Genomic DNA, 294 nt, shown 5'->3' with positions numbered 1-294 from the left:
AAGTTATATAGAACAACTGCTGCCTCTTCTTCCCATTAAGCATATCTCCCAGTTAACAAGCGTACATTGGCACACCATTAAAGAGATAGATAAACGCCGACTTCGCCAAGTGGTACCGTCAGTGAAATGGGAGGGGCTAAGGCAACTCGTCATGGATGAGTTCGCTATCTTTAAAGGACATCGGTATGCCACGGTCATCGCTGACGCTAAGACTCACCAAGTTATTTGGATAGGGTTAGGCCGTAGCCGCAAGGACATACGACCGTTCTTCGAGCTGTTAGGCAAGCATGGCAA

Annotated in this window: 1 protein-coding gene; it reads left to right on the top strand. The window is 47.6% G+C overall.

The genetic code is table 11. The features are described 5' to 3' along the window. A partial coding sequence (locus tag AB4558_RS22025) for a transposase (RefSeq protein WP_372159112.1) occupies window positions 1–294 on the top strand: 294 nt, incomplete at both ends.

It is taken from the genome of Vibrio sp. 10N.222.51.C5, assembly GCF_041474575.1.
Classification (GTDB): Bacteria; Pseudomonadota; Gammaproteobacteria; order Enterobacterales; family Vibrionaceae; genus Vibrio; species Vibrio crassostreae_C.
This window is presented reverse-complemented; position numbering and strand designations above follow the sequence as displayed.